The organism is Streptomyces sp. SLBN-31, from assembly GCF_006715395.1.
Classification (GTDB): Bacteria; Actinomycetota; Actinomycetes; order Streptomycetales; family Streptomycetaceae; genus Streptomyces.
The window spans coordinates 228229-247714 of the sequence record NZ_VFNC01000001.1 but is presented as its reverse complement, the minus strand read 5'-3'; the positions used below and the strand labels follow the sequence as shown (position 1 = coordinate 247714).

Below are 19486 nucleotides of genomic sequence, written 5' to 3'. Positions count from 1 at the left end.
TCCTTACTTCGCAGCCGCGAGCTCGGCGGCCTTGTCGGCCGCGCCGTCCATGGTGTCGACGCGCTGCACCAGGGGGTGGTTGGCGTCGGTGAGGATCCTGCGACCCAGCTCGGCGTTGTTGCCGTCGAGACGGACGACGAGCGGCTTGGTGACGTCCTCGCCGCGGTCCTCCAGAAGCTTCAGGGCCTGCACGATGCCGTTGGCGACCTCGTCACAGGCGGTGATGCCGCCGAAGACGTTGACGAAGACGGACTTGACGTCCGGGTCACCGAGGATGATCTCGAGGCCGTTGGCCATGACCTGCGCGGAGGCGCCGCCGCCGATGTCAAGGAAGTTGGCGGGCTTGACGCCACCGTGCGCCTCACCGGCGTACGCGACGACGTCCAGGGTGCTCATGACGAGACCCGCGCCGTTGCCGATGATGCCGACCTCACCGTCGAGCTTGACGTAGTTGAGGTTCTTCTCCTTGGCGGCGGCCTCCAGCGGGTTGGCCGCGGCCTTGTCGTGGAACTCCTCGAAGTCCGGGTGACGGAACTCCGCGTTGTCGTCCAGCGACACCTTGCCGTCGAGGGCGATGACCTCGCCGGAGGCGACCTTCGCGAGCGGGTTGACCTCGACCAGGAGGGCGTCCTCCTTGATGAAGGTGTCCCACAGCTTGACGAGGACGTTGACGACCTTGTCGGCCACCTCGGCCGGGAACTTGGCGGCCGCGACGATCTCGCGGGCCTTCTCCTCGGTCACACCCTCGTTGGCGTCGATCGGGGTCTTGGCGACGGCCTCCGGACGGGTGGCGGCCACCTCCTCGATCTCCATGCCGCCCTCGACGGAGGCGATCGAGAGGAACGTGCGGTTGGCACGGTCGAGGAGGAAGGAGACGTAGTACTCCTCGACGATCTCCGGAGCGGTCTCGGCGATCATCACCTTGTGGACCGTGTGGCCCTTGATGTCCATGCCGAGGATGTCCGTCGCACGGGCGACGGCCTCGTCCGGAGTGGCGGCCAGCTTGACGCCACCGGCCTTGCCGCGACCACCGACCTTCACCTGCGCCTTGACGACGGACTTGCCGCCCAGACGCTCGGTGATCTCGCGCGCCGCCTCAGGCGTGTCGATGACTTCACCGGCCAGCACCGGTACATCGTGCTTGGCGAAGAGGTCCCTCGCCTGGTACTCGAACAGGTCCACGCGCTTCCGTCCCTATCAGTGATCTCGCGGTTCGTTGGATGCGTGGGCGTGCCGCGAAGGGCAACGTGACGTCCGCTTGGGTCACAGGGGAAGCGCACACGGTGTCCGAGCGCGCGGCATGTCCGTCTCGCAGGTTATCGCTGCTTGCAGGAGGCCCCTAAATCGAGGGTCACACCTGAGCGGTGATACCTGTCACATGATGCCGCGCTCACTGGCACGGCGTGCCGCGTGTGAGGCGGCGGCGTGTTCCGGGTGCGGGGGCGACGTGCCGGATGTGAGGGGCGGCAGGCGGGCGGGGAGAGGCCGGGGAGGAGCCGGGGAGCAACCGGGGAGAGATCGGGGAAAGGGCTGTGAGCAGCCGGAAATCGGCCAAAGTGGGGGCCGAGGACGAGGCGGGGCCCCACCGGGCTGGGGTTGGCCCGGTGAGGCCCCTGGTACGGCCCCGAGGTCGCTCGAAAGCGCCGTGTCACGGGGCCCGGCCGGGCGGTCCCCACCCCAATGGGGACCGCCCGGCCCGTTCCGCGCGGCGTCGGGCGGACCGGCCGACGGATTTCGGCCGTCCGGGTCCCTCGTCCTCACGGAACAGGTCGCTCGCCGCGTGATCGCGGCGCTCGGGCAGTCGTCCTACGACGCCGCCCGCGAAGGGGTCAGATGCTGTACGGGGCGCCGCGGTGAACGTCCGCCGCGTCCTGGAGGTGGCCCGGAGCGACCGACTCGGCGACGCCCCGGACGCCGGTCACCGCGTGCCCGGCGAGCGGGCCGCCGGTGGCCTCGACCGTGCCGGTGAGGTCCTGGGCGAACGGCGCGGCCCGGCCCGTGACACCGTCGGCGAAGGAACCGGCCTCGCCGGCGACACCGCCCGCGAAGGGCGTGACGTCACCCGCGACGCCGAACGCCAGCCCGGTCACACTGCCTGTGACGGGCCGGACGACGCCGACGACGGGCTGGGCCGCCCGGGTGACGTCCTGCGCGAACGGATCGACCTGGCCGCCGACGCCGTACGCCAGACCGCTCGTCCCGTCGGCGACCCCCTGCGCGAGCGGCGGCACGTCCGCGACGACACCGCCGGCGAAGCCGCGGACGTCCCCGGTCACGCCGTACGCCAGGCCCCCGGCGTCCCCGACGGCCTGCCCGGCGACGGGCAGCACCCCGCGCACCGCGGTGCCCGCCACGGGCGGCAGCACGGAGCCGGTGACATCGTGAGCGGCGTCTTCGACGAGCCCGGCGGCGTAGGGCGGCACGTCCGCGACGAGCCCTCCGGCATAGGGCGACACGTCCGCGACGACACCACCCACCACGGGCGCCAGCCCGCCGACGGCCTGTGCGGCGACCGGTGCGGCTCCCGTCACCGCGTGATCGGCGAGCGGCGGGACGACGGACGCGGCCGTCTCGTCGGCGACCGGCACGAGTGTGCCGGGCACGCTTCCGACCGTGCCGAGAATCTGCTGCTCGACTGCGCCGACCGTGCCCGTGACGTGGTCCGGGACGGACGAGACGGAGGCCTGGGCCGCGGAGGTGACGGTGCTCGTGGCACGACCCGCGCCCGCGACGGTGTGCTGCGCCTTCGTCCGTACGACGCCGTCCGCCCGGGAACGGGCCGTCGCCTGCGTGCCCCGCAGCTTCGTCTGCGCCGCCGCGAGCGCCTCCTCGACCTCCGGCGCGAAGACGGAGAGCGGTCCGAAGAGGTAGTCGACGCCGTCCTGGGGGGCGTGGACCGGGTCGGACACGGTGGTGCCGGCGGCGGTGGTGGCCTTGTCGGCGGTGGCCCGTGTCTTCGCCTGGACGGCGCGGGCGGCCTTGGCTCCTTGGATGGCCGCGGCGCCCCTGATGCTCGCGGCCCTGGAGGTCACGGCAGCCGGTGCCTTCGACGCGGTGGCCGCGGTGTCGGCGCCCTTGCTGGTCTGGTCGGTGGTGCCGGTCGTGGCCGGGGTGGTGGAGGTGGCCGCCGCGGCGGTCCCGGTCACGCCCGAGACGGTGTCCTGCACGCCGGTGACGACGCCGTCGACGGTGCCGGTGACCGTGTCGGTGACGGTGCCGGTCAACGTGCCGAGGGTGTTCTGGGCGTCGGTGGTGGTGTCGGTGGTCGTGTCCGACGTGGACAGGGACGAGGACGGCAGCTCGTCCGCGCTGGCGACGGCGGAACCGAGCGCCCACGCGCCGGTCACACCGGCGGCTATGACGATCGAGCGACGGATGTTCTTGTTCATGCGTGCGTCAGATCCTTCGGATCCATGGAAGCGCCGAGGCGTTCGCGGAGGCCCGGGCCCTGCCGTGGAGGCGGGCCGCGGAGCTCGGGGAAGCTCGGTCTTCTTCGGAAGGCTTGGGGATGTTTCCGGTGCGTCCGGGTCTCGGAAGGCTGGCCGGACGGCCTGGCAGACCTGTTCCGCCCCGCGCCGCGGAACCGCGGGCAGGGGGTGAGCAGCCGCCCTAGGCGGGGGAAACCGGTATGTCCCGGTGCCTGGCCCGGGTCGCGTCGCCGTTCGCACGGGCGGCGGCGCCGGACGGCAGACGCTGGGGCGCCCGCTGGTTCAGGGCGACGGCGTGCGCGTCACCGTGCCTCGGTGTGCCGCTGTCGACGGCGGACCGGTTGCTCAGTACGCCGGTCGGATCGCCGCCGGGAGCCTGCGGGACGGGGGCGTAGCCGGCACCGGCGGCGGCTCGCCGTCCCTCGCCCCGCGCGGGGGGTTGAGCGGTGCCGCCGACCTCGTCGAGACGCGGCCCGTACGTCGCCGCCCGCGCCCGCTTCCCGGTGGAGCCTTCACCCGTGGCCGCCGAGTGTCCCGGCCCGTCCGGCTGGGTCACCGGCGCAGGCAGGGTCTGTCCCGGCACGGAGGGCAGGCCCGGCAGACCGGGCAGGGACGGCGTGCCCGGCAGCTCCGGCACCGACGGCAGGTTCGGCAACGACGGCAGCCCCGGTATCGGCGCGGTCGCCTCGACCAGTCCGCCCGTCACCGTCACGACCAGGTCGCCGACCGGCCGCAGAACCGCTTCGTCGACGGTCCGCACGACACCGTCGACCACGGAACCGAGCACCGGAACGACCGGGGCGGTGCTGTGGGCGGGGGTGGTGCTGTCGGTAGGGGTGGACCCGGAGCCTGCTGGGGTGCCGGAACCGGCGGGAGTGCCGGAACCGGCAGCGGTGCCGGAACCGGCGGGGTCCGCTTCGGCGGGAGGCGTCTGTGCGGGCGACGTCGGCTTCGGCTTCGAATTCGGGTTCGGGTTCGGGCTCGGGTTCGGGTTCGGCTGAGCGGGGACGGGCGGCTTCGGCCGCGCGGAGTCCCCCGGCCGCCCGTGACCGGCGGGCGCGTGCGGCCGGGGCTTGCCCGGGGCCTCGGGTTCGAGTCGTCCCGGGGAGGCCGTGAGGGCGTCGACCAGCGTGGCCGGAGCGGACATGAGCCGCCCGACCGCGTTCTGCAGCGACGCCTCCACACCGTCCGTGGAAGCCGCCGAGACCATCGGAGCGACCGGCGCCATCCGCCCCGGCGCCGAAGACGACGTCCCCGGCGCCTCGTCCGCCGCGTGCGCCTGCTCCCCGCAGAGGAACCCGAGCGCGAACAGCCCGCCGACCAGCACCACCACCCGCAGCGCACGCCGACCGGCCGCGGTGCGCATCACGCGCAGAGCGGCGGCGGGCAAGGCTGCCGGCCAGGTCAAGAGGGGAGTCCTCTCGTGCGGCGGAACGGTGCGGGCGACTCCGCGTGGTGGGGCCGTGGTGAGCCAGGAGGCGGCACGACGCCGGGCGGACGGGCGGAGCGCATCACCCCGCTGATAAGGCGTCGATACTTGCACGGCCCTCCCGAGGTAGCGCAAGCCCCCTGTTACCGATGGGTAGTCATGTCCGTTTTGCTGGGCCAAGTCGGACGACGACTGGTCGACAAATCGTCATCGAACCGCCTCGGCTGACGGGCCTTCAGGCGGTGTCCGGTATCGGCAGCGGCCGCTTCTCGATCGCCGCCGCCATCACCTCCGGGAAGAGGTCGGGCGTGCAGGCGAACGCCGGCGCCCCCAGCGCGGCGAGCGCGGCCGCGTGCTCCCTGTCGTACGCCGGGGCCCCTTCGTCGGAGAGCGCGAGCAGCGCGACGAACTGCACGCCGGACGCCTTCATCGCGGCGACCCGCTTGAGCATCTCGTCGCGGATGCCGCCCTCGTAGAGGTCACTGATCAGTACGACGACCGTCTCGGCGGGCCGGGTGATCTGCGACTGGCAGTAGGCGAGCGCCCGGTTGATGTCCGTACCGCCGCCCAGCTGGGTGCCGAAGAGGACGTCGACCGGGTCGTCGAGCTGGTCGGTGAGGTCGACGACCGCCGTGTCGAAGACGACGAGTCGCGTGGAGATCGTCCGCATCGAGGCGAGCACCGCCCCGAACACCGAGGCGTACACCACCGACGCCGCCATGGATCCCGATTGATCGATACAGAGCACGACCTCCTTCTTCGTGGACTGGGACGCCCGCCCGTATCCGATGAGCCGCTCGGGCACTACGGTGCGGTACTCGGGCAGGTAGTGCTTGAGGTTGGCCGCGATGGTGCGGTTCCAGTCGATGTCGTGGTGGCGCGGCCGGCTGATCCGGGCGCTGCGGTCCAGGGCGCCGGTGAGCGTGGCCCGGGTGCGGGTGGCGAGCCGCTTCTCCAGGTCCTCGACGACCTTGCGCACAACTGCCCGCGCCGTCTCCTTCGTCGTCTCCGGCATCGCCTTGTTGAGCGAGAGCAGCGTGCCGACGAGGTGCACGTCGGCCTCCACCGCCTCCAGCATCTCCGGCTCCAGCAGCAGCGTGGACAGTCCGAGCCGGTCGATGGCGTCGCGCTGCATGACCTGGACGACGGTGGAGGGGAAGTAGGTCCGGATGTCCCCGAGCCACCGCGCGACGGACGGCGCCGACGCGCCGAGCCCCGCGGAACGGTCCCGTCCCCGCTGTCCCTGCCGGTCCGCCTTCCCGTACAGCGCGGTCAACGCCCCGTCCATCGCGGCGTCCCGGCCGGGGAGCGCGCATCCGGTGCCGTCGGCCGCGTCGCCCCCGAGGACCAGCCGCCAGCGCCGCAGCCGCTCCTGCGCCGGCTCCGTCGCCTCGGCCGTCACCGCCGCACCCCCGTACGGTTCCTGTCCCACAGCGGAACGACAGTGATGGCGCGCGTGGGTCGGTCCTGCGTGCCGCCGCCTTCGCCGTTCACTCCGACGGCCATCCCTCCGACGGCCGTCCTTCCGGCGCCCTCTCGGGTCTTCCTCGGTCGGTCGTTCGTCATCCCGTCACCCCCGCAAGATCGTTCTTGACGTCCTCTTCCACCTGTTCCGGTTCGGCTTTCTCTTCCGCCTGTTCCGGTTCGACGTCCTCTTCCGCCTGTTCCGAACCGTCCGCCCCGCCGAGACCCAACAGAAGCCGCACCACCGGCATTACGGCGTCGGCGCGTTCGCTCTCGAGCTCGGCCGCGAAGCCGTGCAGGCCGGAACCGGCCGTCACGGCGCTCGCCCGCTGTCCCGGCCCCCGCCGCACGAGTTCGCCGAGCGTGCGCCGCACCCCGGGCTCGTACGCCGAGAACGTCCGCCGCAGCAGCGGCAGTACGTCGGTGAACGCCTCCGCCGGAACCCCGGTCAGCCAGGCGTCGACCAGCCCGAGCAGCCGCTCGTCGTGCAGGAGGAGCATCCCACCGCCCGAGCCGCCGCCGACGAAGCCCTCGATCCAGGCCGCGGCATCGCCCGGGGGCGTTCCGGGCGAGAGCACGAGTCCCATGAGCCTGGCCGCCTCGTCCTGGGCCAACTCACCGTCGTCCAGAAGCAGTCGTACGGCCCGGCCGCGGATCACACCGGGCACGGTGTCCCGCACGGACAGCACGTGCAGGACCGTCTGCCAACGGGCGCGCAGGTCACGGTGCGTGCCGGGACCGTCGGCCGCGGACTCCGGCGCGTCGGCGAGGAGGGCCACCGCCCCCTGCACCGCGTCCACATGGCGCCGCATCTCCTCGGCCGCGTCCGCGTCCAGGGCCGCGCAGGCCGGGGGGAGGCCGACGAAGATCCGCTCGGCGAGACCCGCCGCGACCTCGGCCAGCGCCCCGGTGTCCGTGCCGCGTACGTCGCCGTAGCGCAGGGAGCGGACCAGGGCCGGCAGCGCCTGGGCGAGATGGCCGACGTCCGCGTCGAGCGCGGCCCGGTCGGCGAGTACCTGCATGACCACCGGCAGTGCTTCGGGCAGTTCGGCCAGCAGGCAGCGCTCGGCGAGCGCGGTGACCTCGGCGAGCCCCTGGGCGGCGACCGCGTCCGCCTCCGCCCTGGCCGTCGCGGCGGCGAGCACGGTCGTGCCCCACACCCCCGCTTCCGCCACCCGCACCGCCAGCTCCGGCTCCCAGCGCAACCGCCAGGTCTCCCGGAACGTCCCCGTGCTCCCCCGCGATGCCATCGGCTCGCCCCAGGCGACGCCCAGCAACCGCAGCCGGTGCAGCAGCCTGCTGCGCCCGGCGTCGGTCTCCTTGCGCAGGTCCAGCTCCAACTCCCGCTCCAGCGCCTCCGGTTTGAGCCGCAACCGCCGCTGGATCCGGTCCAGGTCCCGCTGCAACGGCACCGCCGGCGCCGACCGCGGCACCTCCCCCAGCACGTCTCCGACGACCAGCCGGTCGTGCACCAGGGCCAGCGGCACGTCCGAGCCCTCGCACATCACCGCGCGCACGGCGTCGGTCGTCTCGCCGAGCCCCGGCAGCGGACGGCCGCGCATCGCGGCGAGCGTCTCGGCCAGCCGCACCGCCTCGATGACGTGCGCGGAGGAGACGATCCGGTCCTCCTCGCGCAGCAGTCCGGCGACCTTGGTCAGCCACCGCTCGACCGGCCGGTCCGGTGCGCCGAACAGATGCCCGTACCAGCCCGGGGAGTCGATTCCCGCGCCGTAGCCGCTGGCCCGGGACAGGCGCCGGTGCGTCCACGGCACCCAGGTCATGTCCGCCTTCACCCTGGGCAGACCCTTCAACAGCGCCCGGTCGACCGTGACGGCGGTCCTCCGTCGCAGCGCGGGCACGTGCCAGGCACCGCACACGACGGCCACCCCGTCCCCGAACTCCCGTTGCGCCGACCGCACCTGGAGCCGCATGTACGCCTCGCGCACGAGGTCCCGGTCGTGCCCTCCGGCGCCGTACGTCTCCCGCAGCGCCCCCATCGCCTCTTCGAGCACCCTGAACGGCGCGAAAGGGTCTCCGTCGCCGCTTCCCCGGTGCTCCACGACGTCCTCCCACCACCGCTCGGGATCGTCGTAACCGGCGGCTTCGGCGAGCACCGCGAGGGGGTCGACACGGACGTCGGCGTCCGACGGGCCGGCGCCGCCTGTGGAACCACCGGCCTCCCCGCCCCCGCTGCCGTCGGTGCCCGTGCCCGCGGAGCCGTCGTCCTCCTCCCCCACGGTTCGGTCGGTCTCGTCCCGCCCCCACGCCAGCGTGTGCGTCGCCGGGAGGTCGATGAAACGGGCCGGCACCTCGTTCTCCAGCGCCCAGCGGATCGCGACCCACTCCGGGGAGAACGCGGCGAGCGGCCAGAAGGCCGAGCGGCCGGGCTCGTCCACCACGTGGGCGAGCAGCGCGACCGGCGGCCGCATGTCCTCCTCGCCGGCCAGCGCGATCAACGCGTCGGCCTCGGGCGGCCCCTCGATCAGCACGGTCCGGGGCCGGGCCGCGTCCAGCGCCGCCCGCACGGCGCGTGCCGAACCGGGCCCGTGATGCCGCACGCCGAGCAGCAGCGGCCCGCCCCCGGCCGTCCGGCCCCCGTCCCTCTCAAGCCCCGTCACACCGTCCCCCTCGCCCTCGCCTCCACTGCCTGCGCGCGCAGGGCACCTCCCTCACGGCGCCCCCGCTCCCCCGGTGCGTCACGCGCTCACCTCTCGGCAGGCCCGGTAGAAGTCCGTCCAGCCGTCGCGCTCGCGGACGACCGCCTCCAGGTACTCGCGCCAGACGACACGGTCGGCCGCGGGGTCGCGGACGACGGCGCCGAGGATGCCCGCGGCGACGTCACCGGCCCGCAGGACGCCGTCGCCGAAGTGGGCCGCCAGCGCGAGGCCGCTGGTGACGACGGAGATCGCCTCGGCCGTCGACAGCGTGCCGCTGGGAGACTTGACCTTGGTCCGGCCGTCGGAGGTGACGCCGTCGCGCAGTTCACGGAAGACCGTCACGACGCGGCGGATCTCGTCGACGCCGTCGGGCACAGACGGCAGGTCGAGGGAGCGCCCGATCTGGTCGACGCGCCGCGAGACGATGTCGACCTCGGCCTCGACGCTCTCCGGCAGCGGCAGCACCACCGTGTTGAAGCGGCGGCGCAGGGCGCTGGAGAGGTCGTTGACCCCACGGTCGCGGTCGTTGGCCGTGGCGATCAGGTTGAAGCCGCGGACCGCCTGCACCTCCTGCCCCAGCTCCGGTATCGGCAACGTCTTCTCGGACAGGATGGTGATGAGGGTGTCCTGCACGTCGGCCGGAATGCGGGTCAGCTCCTCCACCCGCGCCGTCATCCCCTCCGCCATGGCCCGCATGACGGGGCTGGGCACCAGGGCATCGCGGCTCGGGCCGTGCGCCAGGAGCTGCGCATAGTTCCAGCCGTAGCGGATCGCCTCCTCCGGCGTGCCCGCCGTGCCCTGCACGAGCAGCGTCGAGTCGCCGCTGACCGCCGCCGCCAGGTGTTCCGACACCCAGGTCTTGGCCGTGCCGGGCACGCCCAGCAGGAGCAGGGCGCGGTCGGTGGCGAGCGTGGTGACGGCCACCTCGACGATGCGGCGCGGGCCGACGTACTTCGGTGTGATCACCGTTCCGTCCGGCAGGGTGCCGCCGAGCAGATACGTCGCCACCGCCCACGGCGACAGCTTCCAGCGGGCCGGGCGCGGGCGGTCGTCCTGCGCGGCCAGCGCGGCGAGTTCACCGGCGAAGGCGTCCTCGGCGTGCGGCCGCAACGCCTCGGCCGGCTCCTTCGCACGTGCTTCGGCTGCTTCGACGGTCGTCGGTTCCACGGACACAGACATGGCTGAGGCCCCCTCCAGCTCGGCCGGTTCGGATCTGCCACCAACCGTGCACCACGCCACTGACAATCCGTTCTGACCTGCGAAAAGGCGCTCGCCCGGCCGATTGTCAGTGGTGGGATCTACCTTCGAGGACATGACTCAGCAGGGGGTGCGCTGGAGCGCGGACCAGGTGCTGGCGCTGGCGCCTGACGCCGCGTCACGCAAAGCGGGGAGCAAACTCGGGGCGGCGGGGCCGTGGTCCGAGACGGGCAGCTGTGACGAGGGGACGGTGTGGGGGCTGTGCAAGGGCAGCGGCAGCAAGCCGTATCAGACGGTCGTCGACCTCGCGGACGCGGCGGGCCCGGCGTACAAGTGCAGTTGTCCGAGCCGCAAGTTCCCGTGCAAGCACGCGCTCGGGCTGTTGCTGCTGTGGGCGGAGAACGGGGCGGTGCCGGCCGGGCAGGCGCCGGACTGGGCGGTGCAGTGGATAGAGGGGAGAAGGCAGCGCGCCGAGCAGAAGCGGGAGGCGGGGGCCGCCGGTTCGTCGCCGGGGGGCGCTGATCCGGAGGCGGCGCGGCGCCGGGCGGACCGCCGGGCCGAGCGGGTCACCGCGGGGGCGACCGAGCTGGAACAGCGCCTGGCGGACCTGTTGCGCGGCGGCCTGGCGAGCGCGGAGCAGGCGGGGTACGGGCTGTGGGAGGAGACGGCGGCCCGCATGGTGGACGCGCAGGCGCCCGGACTCGCGGCGCGTGTGCGGGAGTTGGGGGTGATCCCGTCGTCCGGGCCGGGCTGGCCGGTGCGTCTGCTGGAGGAGTGCGCGCTGCTGCACCTGCTGGACCAGGGGTGGCTGAGGCGCGAGCGGCTGCCGGAGGGGCTGGCGGCGACGGTCCGGTCCCGCGTCGGCCTTCCGGGCTCCGCGGACGGTCCGCCGCTGCGCGACCGCTGGCTGGTCCTCGCGCAGTACGACACGGCGGACTCCCGACTGACGACCCGCCGGATCTGGCTCCACGGCGCCGACTCGGAGGGCACGGTGCTGCTGCTCTCCTACGGTGCCGCGGGCCGCGCCCCGGAGCTCGCGCTGCCGGTGGGACTGGTCCTGGACGCGGAGGTGTCGGCCTATCCGGGCACCGGACAGCCGCGGGCGGCGCTCGGTGAGCAGTTCGCGGCCCCGGCGCCGGCGGCGATACGCCCGCGGGGGGTGTCGACGTCGCAGGCCGCCGCCCGTTACGGCACGGCACTGCGGGACGACCCCTGGCTGGAGTCCGTACCGGTGACACTGGACCGGGTGGTACCGACGCCGGACGGCGACTCGTGGCAGCTCGCGGACGCCGACGAGGACACGGCCCTGCCGCTCACGCCCGCCGCCAGGTCCCGCCCGGGCCTGTGGCGCCTGGTCGCCCTCTCGGGCGGCGCCCCCGTGACCGTCTTCGGCGAGTGCGGCCACCGCGGCTTCACCCCACTGACGGCCTGGCCCGAAGCGGCCGGCGAGGCGGTGCCCCTGTGCTGAACCACCCGACCGCACGACAGCGCCGTACGGCATCGGAGCGATACGGCACGCATCTCACCCGGCACCACCGTCCCCCACGGCCGCCCCGCCACAGGCCCACAGCCATCACGGCCATCACAGACCCCAGGAGACCATCCAGGCACTCGGCACGCACAGTAATCACGAGCCCCTTTCTTACCGACTTTACGCATTTGTCCGGCCTGACGGGACACTCGGTTCCCGTGAGTCTTCAACGACTCCCGGGCGCCGCACGGAGAGGAAGCGCATGATGACCAGGTCATCCACAGCTGTGGATACTCCCGCGCCGGGCGCCTGGGAGGAGCTCGTGACGGTGGCACTGCTCGGCACCGAGCGGCGTACGCCGCCGGGCGGCACGTCGGGACGGGAAGCGCCGGTGGCGCTGCTGGACGCGGCGGCCGTGCAGACCCTGCGGCGGCGGGCCGGGCTGCTGCCGGCCCGCGCCGCCGCGCGGCCGGAGCCGGCCGCCGAGGACCCCCGCCCCTCACTGCCCGCGGCGGCGGCCCGCAGGCTGGCGCTGCTGCTCGCGGACCGCCCCGGCACGGGCGGCGGCCGCAGAGGCACCGCTCCGGACCTGATGGAGCTGCTGCCCCAGTGGCTGGCGACGGCGAACGCCCGCGGCTTCGCCGCACCCCCTCAGATGCTGCCCGCGTTGCTGGACGCGGCCAGGGGGCGTACGGACCTGCGGCCGGCGGCGCTGGCGTTCGCCGGACCGCGCGCGATGTGGCTCGCCCGGCTCAACCCGGACTGGCGGTTCGCGCTGCGCGCAGCTCCCGGCGGGGGCGCGGCGCTGCCGCGGCTCGAGGACGAGGAGCGGACCCGGCGGCTGTGGGAGGAGGGTCTGTTCGCCGAGCGCGTCGCCCTGCTGTCCGCGCTGCGGGCCCGGGAGCCCGCCGCCGCGCGTGAGCTGCTGGCGACGACCTGGCCGGCGGAGCGGGCCGAGGATCGTCTGATGTTCCTCGACTCGCTGCGGACGGGCCTCGGTCCGCTGGACGAGCCGTTCCTGGAACAGGCGTTGGCCGACCGCAGCCGCAACGTCAGGGCGACGGCCGCCGAGTTGCTCTCGGCGCTGCCGGGATCGGCCCTCGCCGCCCGGATGGCGGTCCGGGCCGGGGCCTGCGTGGCCGTCGACCACACCGGAGACACCCCGACGATCGCCGTCGAGGCGCCGCACGAGTGCGACGCGGGCATGGAGCGGGACGGCGTCGTGGCGAAGGCTCCGGCGGGGCGGGGCGAACGGTCCTGGTGGTTCGGCCAGTTGGTCGAGGCGGCACCGCTCGCGACCTGGTCCGGCCGGCTCGGCGGGCGGACACCCGCGCAGATCGTGGCCCTGCCGGTGGCGGACGACTGGCAGGGCGAACTGCACGCGGCGTGGTGCCGGGCCGCCGTACGGCAGCGGGACCCCGAGTGGGCGCGGGCACTGCTCGGCGCTCCCTCGGCCCCGGAGGCGGGCGGGCCGGGGGCGGTGTCCCTGGCCGAGCGCGCCAAGCTGCTCGGCACACTGACCGCCGGCGAACGGGCCGACTGGGTGGCCGGTTTCATCGCGGCCCACGGGCTGTCCGAGGCCTTCCAGCTGCTCGGAGTGTGCGCGGTGCCCTGGTCCGCACCACTCGGGCGGGCCGTGGTGGACGCACTCAACATCGCGCGTGACGCGGGGAGTTACCCATGGAGCTTCAGCGGAGTGATGGGCCTGGCCGAGCGCTGCCTCGACCCCTCCGAGGCCGGCCGTCTCGACGGCCTGCTGGCGGTCCCCGCCGAGACGGAGGACTCGTCGCCGGGAGCGGGCGGCTACTGGGCGGAGGCGTTCCAGCGCCTGGGTACGACGCTGCGCCTGCGCGCGGCGATGGCGCGGGAGCTGGGGGCGTAGGGCGGCAGGTCTTCGGGGCCGGCCACCCCCAGCCACCCGCGGCTCGCGACGGCGGTCTACGCCTCCGCCGGCTGCCTCACGTTGGCGCGCACCCAGTCCACGATCGACTGCGTCGTCGCGCCGGGCGTGAAGATCTCCGCGACGCCCTTCTCCTTCAGCGGGGCAATGTCCGCCTCGGGGATGATCCCGCCGCCGAAGACGAGGATGTCCTCCGCGTCCCGCTCCTTGAGCAGCTCGATCACCGCGGCGAAGAGCGTGTTGTGGGCGCCCGAGAGGATGGACAGCCCGATCGCGTCGGCGTCCTCCTGGATCGCGGTGTCGACGATCTGCTCGGGCGTCTGGTGGAGGCCGGTGTAGATGACCTCCATACCGGCGTCGCGCAGCGCCCGCGCGATCACCTTGGCCCCGCGATCGTGGCCGTCGAGCCCCGGCTTGGCCACCACCACGCGGATCGGACCGGCTGCCACACCCATCACTGCCTCCATGAAACGACTGCATCCATCCCTACCGACAAGTACTGCCGTACCCACATCGGCCGGGGAAGTGAACGAACGTTATCGCCAGCATCCCGCAACCGGCCGTTTCACGGTGCGGACCGAGGGGGAAATCACACGGTGGGACACGTTCGCAGCGCACCGTTCCGAGTCTTTGCGGCACAAGGGCCGCAGCGGGAGCAGGCGCAACGGGAGCCGCAACGAGGTCGCCGCACCACCGCGCCGCAGGCCGCGCGCTGTGGCGGTGCGGTGCGTCGGTGTTGCCCGGAAGGCATCACCGACGCCTTCGCCGCGACTTCCCACGAGGGCACACGGGGGTCGGAGCCGTCCTCCTGCGTGTCGACAGGAGGTCGGCCATGAAGGTCACCAGGGCAGTGCAGCCCTTTTTCCCGCTCTGCCAGCGGCTGCTCCCCATCAGACTGGCGGGACTCTCCGTGGCCCTGCTCAAGGCGACCGCCCTGGAGATCGCGATCCTCGCGGGTCACCTCTTCCTCTATCCCTCCGGCATCACCCAGGAACGCCGCGCACCGGCATCGCTCCCCTCGCCCGACGGCGCCGCGCAGCTGCCCACCGGGAACAGGCCGCCGGTCGTGCTCCTGCACGGCTTCATCGACAACCGCTCGGTGTTCGTGCTGCTGCGCCGCAGCCTCGCCCAGCACGGCAGGCAGCAGGTCGAATCGCTCAACTACTCGCCGCTGACCTGCGACATCCGTAGCGCGGCCGAGCTGCTCGGCCGGCACATAGAGGAGATCTGCGAGCGCACCGGCAGCCGCCGGGTCGATGTGGTCGGGCACAGCCTCGGCGGGCTGATAGCCCGGTACTACGTGCAGCGGCTCGGCGGTGACGCCCGGGTCCGCACGCTGGTGACCCTGGGCACCCCGCACTCCGGCACCCGTGTGGTGCCGCTGGCCAACGCGCACCCGATCGTGCGGCAGATGCGCCCGGGCTCGGAGCTGATCGAGGAGCTGAAGCGGCCTGCGCCGGGCTGCCGTACGCAATTCATCAGTTTCTGGAGCGATCTGGACCATCTGATGGACCCGCTGGAGACGGCCTGCATCGACCACCCCGATCTGATGGCGCAGAACGTGCAGGTCAGCGGGGTAGGACATCTCGCCCTGCCGGTGCACCCCGCCGTCGCCACCGGAATACGCCAGGCCCTCGACGCCGACCTGCCGGGAGACGAGGCCGCCACCCGCTCCGGCGGTCTGACCGTGGCCTGAGAGCCCTCTGACAGCCGACCGAGATCGAACACACTTCGAACACAAGGCCAAAGCCGCGCCCGCACTCCCCCGAAACACGGCCGAATGCCCGTTTCCTGCGCGCCCGAAACCAGTTGAAGATTGTCGCGCCCGCGTACCGCCGGGTACAGTCGCCGCACTGCTCTGGCAGCCCCTGTTGTCGAGGCGAAAGAGAAGTTGGTGAACGACCGTCACCCGTCGGGGACCATGACCACCCCGACTCCGGCTTCCGACGCCGCCCCGGCGCACTACGCGTCGTACGGCAACCAGGAAGGCCAGTACGGCGACTTCACCACGTACGGCGGTTACGAGGCGACCGGTTTCCAGACCGGCGCGCACGCGACGACGACCTTCGCCGCGGACCCCCTCTTCGGCAACCTCCCCGGCGACGCCACCGGCTCGTACGACACGGCCCACTGGTCCACCGGCGATCACCGGACCCCGCACTACGACGCGTACGCGGCCCAGCACCACGCCGCCTACGACACCGGCGTCTACGAGACGACCGCCTGGACCGGCGAGTACCAGCAGCTCTCCGCCATCCCGCCGCAGGCCACCGGGAACGACACCTCCGGCCACTGGGACGCGAGCGCCTGGCTGCAGCCCGACCAGGCTGCCGCCTCCAACGACCAGACCCAGCACTGGGAGTGGGGCACTCAGGCCTTCGACACCGGGGCGTACGACGCCACGCAGTGGAACTCCGACGGAGAGACACCCGCGGCAGGCGAACCCTCCGGGCAGCAGGCCACCGCGGTCTTCGAGCAGGTCGAGCACGGCGGGTACGAGGAACACCCCCAGGACGGCTACGAGGAACAGCCGCACGAAGACGGCGAGTCGACCGCCACGGGTGAGCTGCCCGCCGTAACGCCACTGCTGGACGACCAGGAGGAGACGACGCCCGCTCCGGCGTCGCGCGCGGCCTCGCGGAACGCCTCCCGCTCCCGCCGCCGTACACCCCCCAAGCGCTCGGCGCTGCTGACCATCGCCGTCCCCTCGGCCTGTGTGATGGGGGTCGCGGGCATCGCGGCGGCCTCCGTCGGCACCTTCTCCTCCGACGACGGCTCGGCGACCGCCTCGGCCGCGCAGCCGGTGAAACCGGCCGCCGCCAACAACAAGCTGGACTCCCAGCTCGAGAGCCTGTCCGCGGGCGCCGACGACTTCGCCGACCGGGCGAGCCGGACCCAGGAACGCATCGACCTCAAGGCGCAGCAGGAGGCCGAGAAGAAGAAGGCGGCCGCGGAGGCGGCCCGCAAGGAGCGGCTGCGCCCCAAGTACGCCCTCCCGGTCGCCCAGCGGGGGCTGAGCGCCTACTTCGGCCAGGCGGGCATCAACTGGATGTCCGTGCACACCGGCATCGACTTCCCCGTCTCCTACGGCACGACGGTGATGGCCGCGACCGACGGCACCGTCCGCACGCAGTGGAACAGCGCCTACGGCAACATGATGATCGTGACCGCGAAGGACGGCACGGAGACGTGGTACTGCCACCTCTCCACCTACCGCGTCGCCTCCGGTACGACGGTCAAGGCCGGCCAGCCGATCGCGTACTCCGGCAACTCGGGCAACTCGACCGGCCCGCACCTGCACTTCGAGGTGCACCCGGCGGGCGGTTCGGCCATAGACCCGCTGCCGTGGCTGCGCAGCCACGGTCTCAACCCGACGTAGGCGTACCCGACCGCCGTACGAGCCCCCGCTCCTGAGAAGCAGCGGGGGCCGTTTCGCGTCAGAGCTTCTCGACCGGCGCGTACCGCAGCAGCAGCCGCTTGGGCTTGGCGTCGCCGAAGTCGATCGTCGCCTCCGCGTTCCCGCCGGTGCCCTTGACCGCGACGACCGTGCCGAGCCCGAACTGGTCGTGGGTGACCCGGTCGCCGACGGCCAGGGAGACCACCGGCTTCTCGGACGTGCGGCGCGTGGCGAAGCCCGACGCGCCCGACGCCGAGGAGCGCGAGCGGGAGGACGACAGGGAGGCGGCCACTCCGGACGCGGGGCCGGAGGACACCGGGGCCGTGGCGCCGGTGCGCTTCCAGTCGACGTGGTGGGCCGGGATCTCCTCCAGGAAGCGGGAGGGCGGGTTGTACGACGGCTGGCCCCAGGCGCTGCGCAGGGACGAGCGGGTCAGGTACAGCCGCTCACGCGCGCGCGTGATGCCGACGTACGCCAGCCGCCGCTCCTCCTCCAGCTCCTTGGCCTGGCCGAGGGCGCGCATGTGCGGGAAGACGCCGTCCTCCATGCCGGTGAGGAAGACCACCGGGAACTCCAGGCCCTTGGCTGTGTGCAGGGTCATCAGCGTGATGACTCCGGAGCCGTCCTCGTCCTCGTCCGGGATCTGGTCCGAGTCGGCGACCAGGGCCACCCGCTCCAGGAAGTCGGCGAGTCCGCCGGAGGCCTCGCCCTCCGCGGTCTCCTGCTCGAACTCCAGGGCGACGGCGGCGAGTTCCTGGAGGTTCTCGATCCGGGTCTCGTCCTGCGGATCGGTCGAGGCCTGCAACTCGGCGAGATAGCCGGTCCGTTCGAGCACCGCCTCCAGGACGGTCGCGGGGCCCGCGCCGGAGTCGACGATCGTACGGAGGTCCTCCATCAGCGTGTTGAACTTCTTGACCGCGTTGGTGGACCGTGCGGCCATGCCGTACGCCTCGTCGACGCGGCGCAGCGCCTGCGGGAAGCTGATCTTCTCGCGCTGGGAGAGAGCGTCGATCATCGCCTCGGCGCGCTCACCGATGCCGCGCTTGGGGACGTTGAGGATGCGGCGCAGCGGCACCGAGTCCTCGGGGTTGGCGAGGACGCGCAGGTAGGCCAGGACGTCCCGGACCTCCTTGCGCTCGTAGAAGCGGACGCCGCCGACGACCTTGTAGGGCAGGCCGACGCGGATGAAGACCTCTTCGAAGACACGGGACTGGGCGTTGGTGCGGTAGAAGACGGCGACGTCGCCGGCCTTCGCGTCGCCCGCGTCGGTGAGACGGTCTATCTCGTCGGCGACGAACTGCGCCTCGTCGTGCTCGGTGTCGGCGACGTAGCCGGTGATGCGGGCGCCCGCGCCGGCGTTGGTCCACAGGTTCTTCGGGCGGCGGGATTCGTTGCGCTCGATGACGGCGTTGGCCGCGGAGAGGATCGTCTGGGTGGAGCGGTAGTTCTGCTCCAGCAGGATCGTGGTCGCGTCCGGGTAGTCCTCCTCGAACTGGAGGATGTTGCGGATCGTCGCGCCGCGGAAGGCGTAGATCGACTGATCGGCGTCACCGACGACGCACAGTTCGGCGGGCGGGACGTCGTGCTCGCTCGGCGGGACGTCCTCGTCGTGGGCGCCGGTGCCCACGAGCTCGCGCACCAGCGCGTACTGCGCGTGGTTGGTGTCCTGGTACTCGTCGACCAGGACGTGCCGGAAGCGGCGGCGGTAGTGCTCGGCGACGTCCGGGAAGGCACGCAGCAGGTTGACCGTCGTCATGATCAGGTCGTCGAAGTCGAGGGCGTTCGCCTCGCGCAGCCGCGACTGGTACATGGCGTAGGCCTGGGCGAGGGTCTTCTCGAAGCCGTCGGTGGCCTGGGCGGCGAAGTCCTCCTCGTCGATCAGCTCGTTCTTCAGGTTGCTGATCTTGGCGCTGAAGGACTTCGGGGGATAGCGCTTGGGGTCGAGCTCCAGGTCCCGGCAGACCAGGGCCATCAGGCGCTTGGAGTCGGCGGCGTCGTAGATCGAGAACGAGGAGGTGAAGCCGAGCTTCTTGCTCTCGCGGCGCAGGATGCGCACGCACGCGCTGTGGAAGGTCATCACCCACATCGCGTTCGCGCGCGGGCCGACGAGCTGCTCGACACGCTCCTTCATCTCACCGGCGGCCTTGTTGGTGAAGGTGATCGCGAGGATCTGGCCGGGGTGCACGCTCCGCGAGCCCAGGAGGTGGGCGATGCGGTGGGTGAGCACACGGGTCTTGCCGGAGCCGGCGCCGGCGACGATGAGCAGGGGGGTGCCGGCGTGCACGACGGCCGCGCGCTGGTTCTCGTTCAGCCCGTCGAGGAGCGCGGCCGGGTCGATCGCCGGGCGCGGGGCGCCGTCGCGGTAGTAGGGGTCCCGGTCCGGCGGCACGTCGAACTTCCCGCCGAACAGATCGTCCGGAACCGGCTCCGGTACGTGATCGTCCTCGGGCGGCGGCGGGGGCTCCTCGTGGCCGCGGGGGGCCTGGAGGTCCGCCAGGAAGCTGTCGTCAAAGAGGCTGCTCATCGCTCTCCGAGTCTAGGGG

The 19486-nt window shown here is 72.9% G+C and carries 12 protein-coding genes; 4 read left to right on the top strand and 8 right to left on the bottom strand.

Going from position 1 to position 19486, the window contains the following annotated elements:
• Positions 1-3 precede the first annotated feature (3 nt).
• From sucC to FBY22_RS01155, 6 genes are all read right to left on the bottom strand, one after another.
• Complete coding sequence (gene sucC / locus FBY22_RS01180) at positions 4-1182, bottom strand: ADP-forming succinate--CoA ligase subunit beta (protein ID WP_142142023.1); 1179 nt, start codon at positions 1180-1182, stop codon at positions 4-6.
• Positions 1183-1829: 647 nt separating this feature from the next.
• Entirely contained in the window at positions 1830-3389 is a 1560-nt protein-coding gene (locus FBY22_RS01175) for a hypothetical protein (protein ID WP_142142022.1), read from the bottom strand.
• Positions 3390-3609: 220 nt separating this feature from the next.
• Positions 3610-4836, bottom strand: a complete 1227-nt coding sequence (locus tag FBY22_RS01170; RefSeq protein ID WP_142142021.1) for a hypothetical protein — start codon at positions 4834-4836, stop codon at positions 3610-3612.
• Positions 4837-5092: 256 nt separating this feature from the next.
• Positions 5093-6259, bottom strand: coding sequence for a VWA domain-containing protein (locus FBY22_RS01165; protein WP_142147257.1), 1167 nt, complete (start codon positions 6257-6259; stop codon positions 5093-5095).
• A gap of 160 nt (positions 6260-6419) precedes the next feature.
• Positions 6420-8939: a DUF5682 family protein gene (locus FBY22_RS01160; RefSeq protein WP_142142020.1), complete on the bottom strand. Its 2520-nt coding sequence runs from the start codon at positions 8937-8939 to the stop codon at positions 6420-6422.
• Between the two features lie 78 nt (positions 8940-9017).
• Positions 9018-10157 carry an AAA family ATPase gene (locus tag FBY22_RS01155; protein ID WP_142142019.1) on the bottom strand — a complete coding sequence of 380 codons (1140 nt, stop codon included), beginning with the start codon at positions 10155-10157 and terminating at the stop codon, positions 9018-9020.
• 133 nt (positions 10158-10290) lie between these two features.
• Here FBY22_RS01155 and FBY22_RS01150 point away from each other — a divergent pair, with 133 nt between their 5' ends.
• Positions 10291-11643 (top strand): SWIM zinc finger domain-containing protein, encoded by a 1353-nt coding sequence (locus FBY22_RS01150; RefSeq protein ID WP_142142018.1) that lies wholly within the window; start codon positions 10291-10293, stop codon positions 11641-11643.
• 265 nt (positions 11644-11908) lie between these two features.
• Positions 11909-13528 (top strand): DUF5691 domain-containing protein, encoded by a 1620-nt coding sequence (locus FBY22_RS01145; RefSeq protein ID WP_399210290.1) that lies wholly within the window; start codon positions 11909-11911, stop codon positions 13526-13528.
• A 56-nt stretch (positions 13529-13584) separates the two neighbouring features.
• Here the strand turns inward: FBY22_RS01145 and FBY22_RS01140 are convergent, their stop codons facing one another.
• A complete protein-coding gene (locus FBY22_RS01140) occupies positions 13585-14001 on the bottom strand; it encodes a cobalamin B12-binding domain-containing protein (protein WP_142142017.1) in 417 nt (138 codons plus the stop codon).
• A 377-nt stretch (positions 14002-14378) separates the two neighbouring features.
• Between FBY22_RS01140 and FBY22_RS01135 the strand changes: the two genes are divergently transcribed.
• Together FBY22_RS01135 and FBY22_RS01130 are read left to right on the top strand one after the other, a co-directional pair.
• Complete coding sequence (locus FBY22_RS01135) at positions 14379-15242, top strand: alpha/beta fold hydrolase (RefSeq protein ID WP_142142016.1); 864 nt, start codon at positions 14379-14381, stop codon at positions 15240-15242.
• Positions 15243-15440: 198 nt separating this feature from the next.
• Positions 15441-16925: a M23 family metallopeptidase gene (locus FBY22_RS01130; RefSeq protein ID WP_142142015.1), complete on the top strand. Its 1485-nt coding sequence runs from the start codon at positions 15441-15443 to the stop codon at positions 16923-16925.
• Between the two features lie 58 nt (positions 16926-16983).
• Here the strand turns inward: FBY22_RS01130 and pcrA are convergent, their stop codons facing one another.
• Complete coding sequence (gene pcrA, locus FBY22_RS01125) at positions 16984-19467, bottom strand: DNA helicase PcrA (protein ID WP_142142014.1); 2484 nt, start codon at positions 19465-19467, stop codon at positions 16984-16986.
• Between the last annotated feature and the right edge of the window lie 19 nt (positions 19468-19486).